General features: G+C 39.9%; 13 protein-coding genes and 2 pseudogenes. 6 read left to right on the top strand and 9 right to left on the bottom strand.

From position 1 onward, the window contains the following. Nucleotides 1-417: 417 nt before the first annotated feature. Nucleotides 418-1,008 (bottom strand): alpha/beta fold hydrolase, encoded by a 591-nt coding sequence (locus AEX56_RS02780; protein ID WP_049617807.1) that lies wholly within the window; start codon nucleotides 1,006-1,008, stop codon nucleotides 418-420. Between the two features lie 84 nt (nucleotides 1,009-1,092). After that, complete coding sequence (lepA, locus tag AEX56_RS02775) at nucleotides 1,093-2,925, bottom strand: translation elongation factor 4 (protein WP_049617806.1); 1,833 nt, start codon at nucleotides 2,923-2,925, stop codon at nucleotides 1,093-1,095. A 249-nt stretch (nucleotides 2,926-3,174) separates the two neighbouring features. Between lepA and AEX56_RS02770 the strand changes: the two genes are divergently transcribed. Further along, nucleotides 3,175-3,555: an amidohydrolase family protein gene (locus AEX56_RS02770; protein ID WP_053093903.1), complete on the top strand. Its 381-nt coding sequence runs from the start codon at nucleotides 3,175-3,177 to the stop codon at nucleotides 3,553-3,555. A gap of 9 nt (nucleotides 3,556-3,564) precedes the next feature. On the opposite strand, the gene AEX56_RS08895 is transcribed toward AEX56_RS02770, so the two are convergent. Genes AEX56_RS08895 through AEX56_RS02755 form a run of 3 tightly spaced genes read right to left on the bottom strand, consistent with a single transcriptional unit; the run spans nucleotide 3,565 to nucleotide 4,861 of the window. Beyond that, complete coding sequence (locus AEX56_RS08895) at nucleotides 3,565-4,206, bottom strand: ATP-binding cassette domain-containing protein (protein WP_053093902.1); 642 nt, start codon at nucleotides 4,204-4,206, stop codon at nucleotides 3,565-3,567. Next, entirely contained in the window at nucleotides 4,206-4,469 is a 264-nt protein-coding gene (locus tag AEX56_RS02760) for an FtsX-like permease family protein (protein WP_049617805.1), read from the bottom strand. Before AEX56_RS02760 ends, AEX56_RS08895 begins: the two co-directional genes overlap by 1 nt. A gap of 53 nt (nucleotides 4,470-4,522) precedes the next feature. After that, nucleotides 4,523-4,861 carry an ATP cone domain-containing protein gene (locus AEX56_RS02755; protein ID WP_049617804.1) on the bottom strand — a complete coding sequence of 113 codons (339 nt, stop codon included), beginning with the start codon at nucleotides 4,859-4,861 and terminating at the stop codon, nucleotides 4,523-4,525. A gap of 236 nt (nucleotides 4,862-5,097) precedes the next feature. On the opposite strand from AEX56_RS02755, the pseudogene AEX56_RS02750 reads away from it, so the two are divergent. Next, nucleotides 5,098-6,668 (top strand): annotated as a pseudogene (locus AEX56_RS02750) (M3 family metallopeptidase); the annotation flags it as partial. A gap of 308 nt (nucleotides 6,669-6,976) precedes the next feature. Then, nucleotides 6,977-7,864, top strand: a complete 888-nt coding sequence (locus AEX56_RS02745; RefSeq protein WP_049617803.1) for an Rgg/GadR/MutR family transcriptional regulator — start codon at nucleotides 6,977-6,979, stop codon at nucleotides 7,862-7,864. Nucleotides 7,865-8,102: 238 nt separating this feature from the next. On the opposite strand, the gene AEX56_RS08545 is transcribed toward AEX56_RS02745, so the two are convergent. The 4 genes and pseudogenes from AEX56_RS08545 to AEX56_RS02735 form a co-directional block, all read right to left on the bottom strand. Continuing rightward, nucleotides 8,103-8,243, bottom strand: coding sequence for a hypothetical protein (locus AEX56_RS08545; RefSeq protein ID WP_160315165.1), 141 nt, complete (start codon nucleotides 8,241-8,243; stop codon nucleotides 8,103-8,105). A gap of 21 nt (nucleotides 8,244-8,264) precedes the next feature. Beyond that, nucleotides 8,265-9,724: pseudogene (locus AEX56_RS02740) on the bottom strand (formate--tetrahydrofolate ligase). 93 nt (nucleotides 9,725-9,817) lie between these two features. Beyond that, the gene (locus tag AEX56_RS08540; RefSeq protein WP_160315164.1) at nucleotides 9,818-9,976 is read right to left on the bottom strand and encodes a hypothetical protein; all 159 of its coding nucleotides are present in this window, start codon (nucleotides 9,974-9,976) and stop codon (nucleotides 9,818-9,820) included. A gap of 11 nt (nucleotides 9,977-9,987) precedes the next feature. After that, nucleotides 9,988-10,281, bottom strand: coding sequence for a lipoyl protein ligase domain-containing protein (locus AEX56_RS02735; protein WP_049617802.1), 294 nt, complete (start codon nucleotides 10,279-10,281; stop codon nucleotides 9,988-9,990). 300 nt (nucleotides 10,282-10,581) lie between these two features. On the opposite strand from AEX56_RS02735, the gene AEX56_RS02730 reads away from it, so the two are divergent. The 3 genes from AEX56_RS02730 to AEX56_RS02720 all read left to right on the top strand — a co-directional run bounded on the left by AEX56_RS02730 (nucleotide 10,582) and on the right by AEX56_RS02720 (nucleotide 13,130). After that, a complete protein-coding gene (locus tag AEX56_RS02730) occupies nucleotides 10,582-11,265 on the top strand; it encodes a phosphopantothenate--cysteine ligase (RefSeq protein ID WP_049617801.1) in 684 nt (227 codons plus the stop codon). 75 nt (nucleotides 11,266-11,340) lie between these two features. Next, entirely contained in the window at nucleotides 11,341-11,883 is a 543-nt protein-coding gene (coaC, locus tag AEX56_RS02725) for a phosphopantothenoylcysteine decarboxylase (RefSeq protein WP_049617800.1), read from the top strand. Next, entirely contained in the window at nucleotides 11,871-13,130 is a 1,260-nt protein-coding gene (locus AEX56_RS02720) for a threonine/serine ThrE exporter family protein (protein WP_236682954.1), read from the top strand. The genes coaC and AEX56_RS02720 overlap by 13 nt, the downstream gene beginning before the upstream one ends. The last annotated feature ends 51 nt before the right edge of the window (nucleotides 13,131-13,181 follow it).

The raw sequence follows: 13,181 nt of genomic DNA, 5'->3' as shown, positions 1-13,181 counted from the left end.
ATCATTATCTAAAAAATCCACAACATATCATCATCCATCTTTCAATAAATCTCAAAGATTTCCATAAAAATTTAATTGAGGAAGCCCTACAAACCTTGATTGATCAACGATATGCTGAAAGATTACAAGAAATCCAAACCACATTTAAAACACGATACAAAAACACCTCTGAAAACTAATTTCAAAGGTGTTTCTTTTATTTCTTCACTTTTTTTCAGTGCAAAAGTATTTTGATGCTTTGGGCAATTACTTGGCTTTCTGTCCAGTGCAGATAATGGCTATCGCCAATGAGAACTAGTCGACTCAATGGATGCGAATTGGCACATTCTGATTGGGCATATTCCTGTTCACGAAAAGATTGGCTAAAAACAATCTAGGTACATTTTCCGAAGTTCGTGGTAGAGGTGCTAGTTCTGTTTACTCTAGAGTTGGGTAAAAAACAAAAGCTTCGTCTGAAACAGCTTCCCATTTTGCTACTGACTGATAAAACCCATCCCATAATGCTTGATGTTGAGCCTTGTTCATTCCACGCTTAGAAATTGCTTGAAGATAAGTTTCAAATCCAACTGTTGAAATCATTTCCTCTACTTTTGTGAATTCAGGATAATGAATTTGCTCACTCATAATAGCACGAGTTGATGGCTCGATACCGATAAAACCGTGACAATTTCCTACTGTTTGAATCAGCTCTAATGCCAATAAACCTGAAATGTTATGGACAATCAAAATATAATCTGTAACTTTGTAGAGCTCCAAAATGGAAACAAATGCCTGTCCCCACTCGTCCAAAGTATACTCAGCTTGGTTTGTTAGGCTACTATCGCCAACATTAGGAAAATCAATGGTCAAAACTCCAACTTGAGCGGGCAATTTCTCGATGACCGTCGCAAAATTTTCCTTAGTTGGAAAATTTCCGATACCACTCAAAAAGACAAAGGTAGGATTCCCTGAACGATGAAAAGTGGATAACTGGCCAATTTTGGTTTGAATGAGAGCATTTTTGAACATCAGTATTTTCCTTTTTGATTAATTTAATATGGTTGCTATCAGAAAAGACCAAGAAAATTCTTGGTCTTCATTGCGCAAGAGCTCCTACTTCTTCTCATCTTCATCCATGGATAGGACACTTAAGAAGGCTTCTTGTGGCACTTCAACTGATCCGATGGCTTTCATGCGTTTCTTACCAGCTTTTTGTTTTTCAAGGAGTTTTCGCTTACGAGAGACGTCACCACCATAACATTTAGCAAGGACGTTTTTACGGAGCGCCTTGATATCACTACGAGCCACGATTTTTTGACCGATGGCTGCTTGGATTGGCACTTCAAATTGCTGACGAGGAATGATTTTTTTCAATTTTTCAACAATCAGTTTTCCACGTTCGTAGGCAAAATCTTTATGGACAATAAAGCTGAGCGCATCAACCTTGTCGCCATTTAGGAGAATATCCATTTTAACCAATTTGGATTTGCGGTATTCGGAAATTTCATAATCGAATGATGCATAGCCGCGTGTTGATGATTTGAGTTTATCAAAGAAATCAAACACAATCTCAGCCAGTGGAATTTGGTAGATGACATTGACACGATTTTCGTCAATGTAGTCCATGGTCATAAAATCCCCACGCTTGCGTTGCGCCAATTCCATAACAGCTCCTACGTATTCTTGTGGTACCATGATTTGCGCTTTGACATAAGGTTCTTCGATACTGTCCACACGCGTTGGGTCTGGGAACTCAGACGGGTTAGCCACTTGCAAGACTTCACCATCAGTCGTATTGACATTATAGACTACGGACGGCGCCGTCATGATGAGATCAATATTGAATTCACGCTCCAGACGCTCTTGAATAACATCCATGTGCAAAAGACCCAAGAATCCACAACGGAAGCCGAAACCTAAGACTTGAGACGTTTCTGGTTCAAATTGCAAACTAGCATCGTTAAGCTGAAGTTTTTCCAATGCCTCACGAAGGTCATTGTATTTGTTAGACTCAATAGGGTAAATACCTGCAAAGACCATTGGGTTCATTTGCTTATAACCATGGAGGGGCTCACTAGCAGGATTAGTAGCCAAGGTCACTGTATCACCGACACGAGTATCTGCAACAGTCTTAATAGATGCAGCAATATAACCAACGTCACCTGTGGCAAGGAATTCACGCCCAACGGCCTTTGGTGTAAAAATTCCTACTTCCGTCACATCGAATGTTTTGCCATTGGACATCATTTGAATCTTGTCTCCAGGACGTACAATACCATTAACAATACGAACTTGGAGGATAACCCCACGGTAAGCATCATAAACGGAGTCAAAAATCAGAGCTTGAAGCGGTGCTTCGACGTCCCCTGAAGGTGCTGGAACTTTTTCAACGGTTTGCTCAAGAATTTCTTCAATTCCAATACCTGCTTTAGCAGAAGTCAAAACAGCTTCTGAAGCATCCAATCCAATAACATCTTCGATTTCCTGACGGACACGCTCTGGGTCTGCAGCTGGCAAATCAATCTTGTTGATGATAGGGAGAATTTCCAAATCATTATCCAAAGCCAAGTAAACATTGGCCAGCGTCTGCGCTTCAATCCCTTGAGCTGCGTCGACCACCAAAATAGCTCCCTCACAGGCTGCCAAAGAACGAGAAACTTCATAAGTAAAGTCCACGTGTCCAGGGGTGTCAATCAGATGAAAAGTGTAGGTTTCGCCATCCTGCGCTTTATAATTCAACTGTACAGCATTGAGCTTAATGGTAATGCCGCGCTCACGTTCCAAATCCATGGAATCCAAGAGCTGAGCCTGCATTTCACGGGAAGAAACCGTCTCAGTTTTTTCCAAAATACGGTCTGCCAAAGTTGATTTACCATGGTCAATATGGGCAATAATGGAGAAATTACGAATTTTCTCCTGACGTTTTTTCAAATCTTCTACGTTCATAATTCTTCCTTTTAGGGTATTACCACTCATTATAGCATATTTTCTAGAATGTCGCTATCTGCATTGTAGTAGATTTTCTTACTATAGCCTTGTATATCTGGATAATCATTTCTCATGAAATCATCTTGTAAAAATAGGGATAACTGTCTCATTTTGCTGGTGATTTAACTATAAAAATGCTATACTATATTTATATCACTACATAGTTATTTTTAGCGATGCGAAATTTTTAGAAAGTTGGTGGTCACTATGACTCATACACACGCAATTGACACACACGCCCATCTATGGACAGAAGAATATTTAAAAGCCCTTGGAGGCTTGGGGGCAACTGGTACTGCTATCGCTGCTGGCATCGGTGTTGGGACAACACAGGAAGAATTAGACAAACGCTTGGCCATGATGGACAAGGCGGGAGTTGATTTCCAAGTCCTTTCAGCCACTCCACAAGTCCCTCAATTCGGTACCGCTGAAGAGGTCCTTGCTTTGGCTCAAGATATCAACAATACTTACAAAGATATTATTAAACGCTATCCTGATCGCTTTCGTGCATACGGTGTTGTGCCACTTCCACATATTGAAGAAGCTATTCAAGAAGGTAAACGCATTATAGAAGAACTTGGTTTTTAGGTATCGCTCTCAATACAACCTTGGAGAACGGTATGTCCATTGGTCATCCAGATTTCGAACCTTTTTTTCAAGATTGACTAAAATTCGTGCTACTGTCACGCTAGACATGCGAAAATATTGCTCAATATCCTTTTGAATAACCAACCTCCCTTCAACAGTATAAAGATATTTAATCATTTTAAATTGTGCATGGGTTAGATCATAAGGTTTCAATAGATCATTGGATACTTTTTCAAAGGTCAAATCTGCTTGTTTTAATAAATAATCTGTTAGCAGGTGATCAATTTTCTCTGAAACATCTTGAACTTTTGCCATTTTCGCTACCATTTCCAACTGGTCTTTCATCGTCAAATGTGGCAATAATTGATGATTTTGGAATATAAAGCCAATGGATTCTTTGCGAATCTTGGTCCATTCTTTTTGTTTTTTGTCGCTGATATCTTGCCCATTCAGCTTGATAGTCCCCTCGTCTGCTGACAAAAGACAACCGATAATAGACAAGAGTGTACTTTTCCCTGATCCAGAAGGTCCAAGAATAGCAATAATTTCACCCGGTTGCAAACTGAGGTTAACACCATCTAAAATGACACGCTTCTCTTGACCATCCTGGTAGGCTTTGCGAATATTTTCTAAACGTAACGTTTCAGTCATTAAGCTTCACCTCCATTGATAATTTCGATTGGATCGATTTTGGCAAAACGTCGGATAGATAACAGACTTGCCAAGACCGTAATCACGATAAAGGCTACTGAGATTAAGAGCATGTCCTTCATATCCAAATGGAATGGCATCGCAGCTGGCAATAGACTCGCCATACCGATTGTTAATGCATCTCCAATCAGAACACCAAAAGTTGCTAGGAGCAAGACTTGAGCGATTTGTATGTAAGAATGAGTATCGTTTGTATGTAACATAGAGAGTTTTATAGTATTAGTTAAAAAACCGCCATTGGCGGTGTACTTTTTTCTTAACGAATTTGTTCAAAGCTCAAATGAACGATAATTTTATCCGCGTAGCCATTGCGTTCCAAATCGCGTTGCAAACGGTAAGAGATATAATGTTGAGCGATAGAAATATAGCCAGCATCTAAGAGACGATGTTCCACTTGCGATTGAACCATACTGATGGTTGGACGCTCCGTGTGGGCCTCTTCCAAATCCAAGACAACTTTCTTGGTGACATTGACCAAGTTTTGACGCCAGGTATCGTCAATTACGTAGACTGTCTGGGCTGCTTTTACGATAGCTTGGTAGATTTTCTCTGGATCAAAGTCAACGACTTCACCACTGCGTTTGATAACTTGCATACGTACTCCATTTCTAGGGGTCAGCAACCTCCGACCTCCACTACACTCTCAAAAACAAGAAGAAACTTGGCCGGTAAAGCCTTTTCAAGATACTTCTATTATCTAAGTATTTTGAAAATTTGTCAAGTTTTTTCAATGATTGTGATATAATATTTCTAAGTAACAATCAAGGTTTTCACAGTATTCTGTTATTTCCATTTTCAGAGACTGGGAAATATTTTTAAAAGGAGAAATTAATGACATCAGCCATGCCAAAACGTCAAGATATTGATGTACAAGAAACCTGGGATACGTCCCTCATCTACCCATCTGACCAAGCTTTTCAAACAGCACTTTCAGACTATAAAACACGTGTCAAAGCATTTGAAGCTAACTATAAGGGTAAACTTTCAACCGTTGACTTAATTATCGCCGCTTTAAAGGAGTACGAGGCAATTTTAGCAGTACAGAGCAATCTCTCCCACTATGCCTTCCTCAACTTGGATGTGGACAAGATGAACACAAAATTAGCTACTATTGCTAATCAATTTGAGAATGTACATGCAGAAGTTTACCCATCACTTGCGTTCTTGTCTACCGAACTTGGCCTCCAAGAGTTAAACTTTTAGAAAAAGTACAAGTTGCTCAGCCTCAATGGACATCTTATTTAGAAGACATCATCCGCTTCAAACCACATCAATTTGACCCACTCCAAGAAGAACTCTTGGCAAATTTGGCACCAACCTTCCAGCAAGCATATAGCAACTATGAAACGACTAAGTTCGAGGATATGACCGTTGATAGCTTTGAGGCAAATGGACAGAGCTACGCCAATTCTTATGTTCTCTTTGAAAATGATTACGAAATTAGCCATGATACTGAACTACGTCGTGAATCCGCAAAAAGTTTCTACAAAACGCTTCGCGCTTATAAAAATACCACCGCTGCTAATTACTTAGCCAATGTTAAAAATGAGCAAATTGAAGCAAAATTGCGTGGCTTTGACTCAACCATTGATTATCTTCTCTTCCAGCAAAATGTGTCTCGTGACCTCTTCAACCGTCAGATTGGTGTCATTATGAAAGAATTGGCTCCGCACATGCGTCGTTTTGTCAAACTAATGGCAAAAGCACACGGTCTTGATAAGATTACACACGCAGACTTGAAGATTAGCTTGCCATCTGAATTCAATCAGCGTATCACACCTGAGCAACCCTTTATGACGGACCATCTTATATTCTGCTTTCTTGGACTGGTCTCATGAATGAAGTCCTAGTTTTAGCACATGAACTTGGTCATGCTGGACATTTCCAATTGGCTAAAAAACAAAGCATCCTCAACTATGAACCTTCCCTTTACTTCATCGAGGCACCCACCCTCTACAGCTAATGAAGTCTTGACATGTAACACCCTTCTCAAACAAAATGGTGATAATTCTGGCTTCAAATCCCACTTGATTAGCGAACTCATCAGCCGTACATATTTCCATAACATGGTAACTCACCTGCTGGAAGCTGCTTTCCAACGCGAAGTCTACACACGTATGGACAATGATGAATACATGAATGGTGATATCCTCTGCGAAATCAAACTCAATATCCTCAAAGAATTCTGGGGCGAGGAATTTGAAATCGGTGACGATGCAGGTCTCATCTGGATGCGTCAACCTCATTACTACATGGGACCCTATCCATATACTTACTCGGCAGGTTTGACCATTGGTACAGCCATGGCAAAACAATTGGAAGAAAATCCTGACGAAGTTGTCGAAACCTGGCTTGAAACTCTATCCCTTGGTGCGAGCATGTCAGCGCAAGAATTGGCGAAATTATGAAGACTCATCTTATAGATATTTTCACCATAACAATGCTTGATGTCTTCTGACAATCTGTAGGCTGTAATTTTTTTCTGGACAATCAAACCAATCACATATTCAACTTTTTTATACATAAGAGCTGCATCTGTCTCCATAAAACCTCCTAGTTTATGCATTTTTTATCTTTGAACTTTACATAACCAGTTTAACATAAAAAGACAATTCTCTTCAAAATGTTGTAAATTAGGAACCTTTCACAATTTTTAATAAAAAGTTTGATATACTATACTTTGTTTCCTTAGTAAAAAAGGAGGAATTTAATGGAGAATATAGGAAAAATATTTCAACTTCTTAGAAAATCCAGAAACTTGTCACTAGACGATTTAGCTTGTGATATTATTTCTAAATCACAAATTTCACGTTTTGAAAATTACAATGTTGAAATTTCCTTTATTAAACTGCATTATTTAGTCAGTAAACTACATATGAGTATTGATGAGTTCATCAGTCATTGCAATCAATTTCATAGTAAGAAGAATATTCATTACTTTCAACATCTACACTCGCTTTTTGCTTCAAAAAATTTCGAGGAGATTAGACGTCTATATGATGTGAAAATGAATCAGTTAGATATTCTTAAGACAAAGGCCGAACGGATTACTCATGCTCTCTGCTTGATCCTCTTAAAAACTTTTTTGTACGATAGTAATCCTGAGCTCTATGGCATTAACAATGAAGAAATTCAACTTCTTTCATATTACTTGTTTTCTATTGAATATTGGGGGCAATATGAAATTTACTTCCTGAGTCAGGCCTCTTATTTTGTTCCCTATAATACATTACTACTTCTATCGAAAGAGATCATTAGTACCTCTCATTATTATCGGCATGACTACGATAACCGTCAAGCAGTTGGAAGATTGGCAATTAATAGTCTTACAACTACTCTGGAGCATGAAGATACTTCACAAGCCCTCTATTTTATAAAAAAGGCTGAACTGATTATTCCTCATCATGATTACTTAGCCCAAACTGTCTTGATATTCTGCCAAGGTTGGCTATCTTATCTGCAAGGTGATTTTGAAAAAGGGAAAGAACGAATGCAGAAAAGCCTCCATATTTTCCGTCAACTGGATAAAGATGGTTACTATCAGCACTTTTTGAAAGACTATGAGGAGATTATTAGTCGCGAAGCTGAGCCTATTTAGCCTATAAAATATAAAAAACCCTCTACCTTTTGGTAGAGGGTTTGAGGCATGCTTCCTTGTGGAGCATGTGATAAAAAGGTTCACACAATCTATCAAAATCCGCTCCTGCGTTACAATTGAATGTAGATTTCCTCAGCGCAATATTATGGTCCGAAGACCAAATCGACTCATCGCATGGACTTAATATAACACAGATTCTAGCATTTGTAAATAAATTGACTTCAAAAATAAAGGATTTTCACTTCTTATCTGTTTCATTTGGCTGTTTTAGGGTATCTCTTACCCCATGTTTGACTGCCAATCGAATCACAAAGTAGAGCAAAATGAACAAAATAGCATAGGCCATGATAGGAATTAAGACTGTAAATAGAGTACTCATATTTTTCTCCCTTTTAACCAGTTAAAATAAACCAATGGCATTACCGGCTTCATCAACGTCCATGTTGAGAGCCGCAGGTAATTTTGGTAGACCAGGCATAGTCATGACGTCTCCTGTCAATGCCACAATAAATCCTGCACCCAATTTTGGCACCAATTCCCGAATAGTGATATCAAATCCAGTTGGTGCTCCAAGCAAGGTTGGAGCATCAGAGAAGCTATACTGTGTTTTCGCCATACAGATAGGCAAATGATCCCAGCCATTTTTGACAATTTGAGCAATCTGCATTTTGGCTTTCTTTTCGAAGACAACCTTGTCTGCACGATAGATTTCACGCGCCACAGCGGTAATTTTTTCTTCAATAGAATCCGCATCGTTATATAATCGTTTGCAGTTGCTAGGGGTATTTTCAATGGTAGAAATAAGAGTCCCTGCCAACGTCACACCTCCATCTGCTCCGTTTGCCCAAACAGAGGCTAATTCAACAGATACGTCAATTTCTTGACATTTGGCTCGCAGGAATGCCATATTTACGCATATTTTCTACGTGACGGGCCAAGTTAGCAAAACCTGCTTCTACAGCAGGAACATTTTCCTGAGCAAGTTTATCCTTAGCTGCTCCACCGTTCATTTTGAGAGCGCGAATGGTAGCAACAATCACTATAGCATCTGGACTTGTCGGCAGATTTGGCATCTTGATATCCAAAAATTTTTCGGCACCTAAGTCTGCACCAAATCCCGCTTCTGTTACGACGTAATCTGCTAATCGCAGAGCGGTTGAAGTTGCAAGAACAGAGTTACAGCCATGAGCGATATTGGCGAAAGGACCACCATGGACAAAGGCTGGCGTACCATAAACGGTTTGAACAAGGTTAGGCTTCAGGGCATCTTTCAAAATTAAGGTCAGAGCACCTTCCACTTTGAGGTCACGGACATAAACTGGTGTACGATCGAAACGATAGCCAATCACAATATTTGCCAAACGCGACTTCAAATCTCTAATATCTGTATGGTCACCTGACGAAGGGCACGGTCATTGAGATCCACCACACGCTTCCAGATAATCCGACGTTGGTCAATCCCAAGTTCATTTCCTTGATGCAGATGGTTGTCAATCAAAGCTGATAAGGCATTATGAGCTGTTGTGATAGCATGCATATCGCCTGTAAAATGGAGATTAATATCTTCCATCGGAAGCACTTGAGCATAGCCACCTCCGGCAGCGCCACCTTTGATTCCCATAACAGGCCCCAGGGGGTCATAGTTGATTTACCTTCACCAGCAGGCGTTGGATTGATGGCCGTCACTAAAATCAACTTGCCAACAGGATTTTCTTTGACAGCTTCAATTTTATCGAAGGTCAATTTTGCCTTGTATTTTCCGTATAGTTCTATATCATCAAAGCTGATGCCCAAAGGCTCCACTACATCTGTAATTGGTCTTAATGTCGCTTCCTGTGCAATCTGAATATCTGTCTTCATGGCTACCTCACCTTATTTTTATAAACATAGTGTATCAAATTATCTGTAATTCTGCATATTTGCAGGATATATTTCATAAAATGTTCGCATTTACTATTTTTTATCTAAATATTCATAATACCGTTCTTGGTCTAAACTAGTAACTTCATAATTTTTCAGGCGTGCTCCTAATTGAGATAGAGTTTCTTTTAAATCTTGAACAACTTGATTTACACTCAGCTCCTTCCCTAATAATTCAGACAAGGTCGCCATACAGGTCGGATCTACATCAGGATACTGAAAATTGGTTTCTTCTCTCCGAGATAGATGGAAATTGCAAGTGCTCTTCCAATACGTCTTTGAGCTAATCCTGCGAATTTTTTACCAGAGATACTAAGGTCAAAATTTCCAGGACAATAAGACTGTGGTACTTCACCTACTTCCACCTTGCAGCCGTAGTTTATCAATATCTTGCTGACTAAATCAGCCATGAGCTGATAAACTTCCTTAATCTCAAATTTAACAGAATCTTGCGGAAATAATAGCGTAAAATTAAGAATTCCCTGATCAGCTACCACTGCTCCAAATGTGGTACTAACTTATCCATTTTTCCTAAAATGACGGTCTCTTTCATAGGCCAAATATGCAAAACAATCTGTTTTGGATGATCATTAATTGCCTGTAAAAAACGTCTGTCCACACAAAAGGAGCTTGACCAGCTAGTGGCCTGTCAAATACTGAGATGGGATAGGTGTTCAGATAATGTAAATTGATGGTCATAAAGTCTTCCTTTTCCTCTCCGTTATACCAAATTTCAGACTAGTCAGCTTTGCTGTCAGAAACTTTACGAAAGAAAGATTTTCCTGTACAATAAAATCATGAAAATTTTGATAACATCAGGTGGTACTAGCGAAGCCATTGACCGCGTTCGAGCTATTACTAACCAATCCACTGGAACACTTGGAAAAATCATGGCAGAAACCTTTTTGAAAGCTGGTTTTGAGGTTACGTTGGTCACGACCAAGGCTGCTGTTAAGCCTGAGGCTCAAGCAAATTTAACCATTCATGAAATCACCAATGTAGCTAATCTCAAGAACACTCTAGAACCCTTGATAAAGACTCATGATGTCTTCATTCATAGCATGGCAGTTTCCGACTACACCCCTATTTACATGACGGGTATTGAGGAGGTCGCTGATGGCAAAGACGTGCATGAATTTCTCCAAAAAGAAAATAAGGAAACAAAAATCTCGTCTAAAGATGACTATCAGGTGCTTTTTCTCAAAAAAACACCCAAAATCATTTCTCACGTCAAGGAATGGAATCCTGCTATTGCACTGATTGGCTTCAAGCTTCTAGTTGATGTTTCCGTAGAAGAATTACGGAGCGTTGCAGAAAAAAGCCTCGCAAGTAATCACGCAGATATGATTGTTGCAAATGATTTAACAGACATTAAAGCAAATCAACACAAGGCCTATCTGGTCCAAAAAGAAGGCTATATGATTGCTTTTACCAAGGAAGAAATTGCAAAAAAAGTCCTAGCCTTTGTAACAAAAAACTAAACACGGCTACGATAATGAGCAAATTTTGCTGTGTGCTGCCTAATGCTGTTGCTTCTCGCTAAAAGGAGGACTAATATGTCAAGAATCACGCTTGCTGTCACAGGCTCTATCTCAGCCTATAAGGCTGCAGACGTTACCAATCAGTTAACCAAAGCTGGTCATCAAGTGACGGTCCTTATGACCCGATCAGCAACTAAATTTATCACACCATTGACTCTGCAGTCCTTGTCACACCGCTTGGTCCACACCGATGTCATGGTAGAGGAAGATCCTGCTTCTATTAAGCATATTGATATTGCTAAGGAGACGGATATCTTTCTAGTCGCTCCCCTTTCTGCAAATACCTTAGCGAAACTGGCAAATGGGCTCGCAGACGATATGGTATCTACAGTGGCTCTGGCACTTCCTGCTGGAACCACTAAGCTAATCGCTCCAGCTATGAATACACAAATGTACCTCAACCCAGCTACTCAAGCTAATCTCAAGCGCTTAAAAGAATATGGTTTCGAGGAAATCAAACCTCGTGAAGACCTGCTAGCTTGTGGTGACTTTGGAACAGGCGCTCTAGCAGATATTACAACCATTTTACAAGAGGTTGAAGCGCGATGTCAAAAATAAGAAGAAAGGCTGAGACTACAGCCATGGAAGTGGTTGTCTGGGCAGGTGAATTGCTCATGGAAAGCGGTGCGGAAATTTATCGCATCGAAGATACCATGAAAATCATCGCTAAACGCTTGGGCATTCAAAACTTTGAAACCTATGTAGTCAATCAAGGGATCATAACTTCTGGACTAGACGCTGACGATAACCATCTGGGAAAGACCTACACAACGAAAGATGTCTCCATTCACATGGGGAAATTAGAAGCAGTCAATGCTCTATCGCGCCAAATTGTCAATGGGGATGTGACAGATCTACGAGAAATTTCTCAGCGCCTGCAAGAAATCGAAAATTATCCTAAACAATCTGTGTCACTCACCCTTTTTGCCTATTTCTTTGGCGCTGGTGGATTTTCAATGGCGCTCGGTAGTAGTTGGGCAGATGCTCTTGCTTCTGCTTTAACAGGATTGATTTTGGGATATGTTTTCCATCTTATTTCACACCGTGTGCACGCTGGATTTATTCACACCATTATTGGTAGTGCGGTCATTACGTTCTCTGCTAGTCTCCTGCTTCGTTTTGGTTTTGGACAAAATCTTGGCCCCATCGTTTTGGGAGCCTTGATGATCTTAATTCCTGGAGCCTTTTTTGTTAATTCCATCCGAGAATTTTCCCAAAACAACTACTCTACCGGATTAACCTTGCTGATGTCAGCTTTGCTATCTTGTATTTCACTTTCCGTAGGAGTTGTGTCTATCCTAGAAATCCTACCATTCGTAGAGCAGATGGGTAGCGCTTTTACCAGCACTCTTAATTCTCCCCTAGAGCTCATCATTCGAACAGCGACTGCTGCCATTGGTACCATGGCTTTCGCTATTTTATATCAAGTTCCTAGAAAATACCTACTACATATTGGAATTTTAGGAGGGCTTTCATGGCTGATTTACCTACTGATTGTTGAAGGGTTTCAACTAGATGCTGTGGCAGTTTTTGTCTCCAGTCTCATTGTCGCTTTTTGTTCGCGTTTGCTAGCTGTTCACAAAAAATGCCCCATGACCATATTCTTGTCCACCAGTATTTTTCCATTGATTCCAGGACTGAGCTTTTATCGTGCGGTCTATTTTATCCTTGTAGGATCCAATGAAATCGCTCTAGAGCATATGCGAACGAGCTTTGTAACCGCCTTCACCATTGCGATTGCGATTGGACTCATCCAACTACTATCCGTCCATATTTTTCGTTTTCGCAGACAGAAAACAAGCTAATTAAGAAACAATTTGTCTTGACAAATCATCCCCCAACTGCTATAGTTTGGG

The organism is Streptococcus sp. X13SY08 (assembly GCF_001182825.2).
In the GTDB taxonomy this organism is placed as follows: Bacteria; Bacillota; Bacilli; order Lactobacillales; family Streptococcaceae; genus Streptococcus.
This window is presented reverse-complemented; position numbering and strand designations above follow the sequence as displayed.

What these genes read in the sequence shown, in the direction of transcription:
- AEX56_RS02780 (WP_049617807.1), bottom strand. Translation starts at nt 1,008, where the DNA reads ATGTTCAAAAATGCTCTCATTCAAACCAAAATTGGCCAGTTATCCACT.
- lepA (WP_049617806.1), bottom strand. Translation starts at nt 2,925, where the DNA reads ATGAACGTAGAAGATTTGAAAAAACGTCAGGAGAAAATTCGTAATTTC.
- AEX56_RS02770 (WP_053093903.1), top strand. Translation starts at nt 3,175, where the DNA reads ATGACTCATACACACGCAATTGACACACACGCCCATCTATGGACAGAA.
- AEX56_RS08895 (WP_053093902.1), bottom strand. Translation starts at nt 4,206, where the DNA reads ATGACTGAAACGTTACGTTTAGAAAATATTCGCAAAGCCTACCAGGAT.
- AEX56_RS02760 (WP_049617805.1), bottom strand. Translation starts at nt 4,469, where the DNA reads ATGTTACATACAAACGATACTCATTCTTACATACAAATCGCTCAAGTC.
- AEX56_RS02755 (WP_049617804.1), bottom strand. Translation starts at nt 4,861, where the DNA reads ATGCAAGTTATCAAACGCAGTGGTGAAGTCGTTGACTTTGATCCAGAG.
- AEX56_RS02745 (WP_049617803.1), top strand. Translation starts at nt 6,977, where the DNA reads ATGGAGAATATAGGAAAAATATTTCAACTTCTTAGAAAATCCAGAAAC.
- AEX56_RS08545 (WP_160315165.1), bottom strand. Translation starts at nt 8,243, where the DNA reads ATGAGTACTCTATTTACAGTCTTAATTCCTATCATGGCCTATGCTATT.
- AEX56_RS08540 (WP_160315164.1), bottom strand. Translation starts at nt 9,976, where the DNA reads ATGGCGACCTTGTCTGAATTATTAGGGAAGGAGCTGAGTGTAAATCAA.
- AEX56_RS02730 (WP_049617801.1), top strand. Translation starts at nt 10,582, where the DNA reads ATGAAAATTTTGATAACATCAGGTGGTACTAGCGAAGCCATTGACCGC.
- coaC (WP_049617800.1), top strand. Translation starts at nt 11,341, where the DNA reads ATGTCAAGAATCACGCTTGCTGTCACAGGCTCTATCTCAGCCTATAAG.
- AEX56_RS02720 (WP_236682954.1), top strand. Translation starts at nt 11,871, where the DNA reads ATGTCAAAAATAAGAAGAAAGGCTGAGACTACAGCCATGGAAGTGGTT.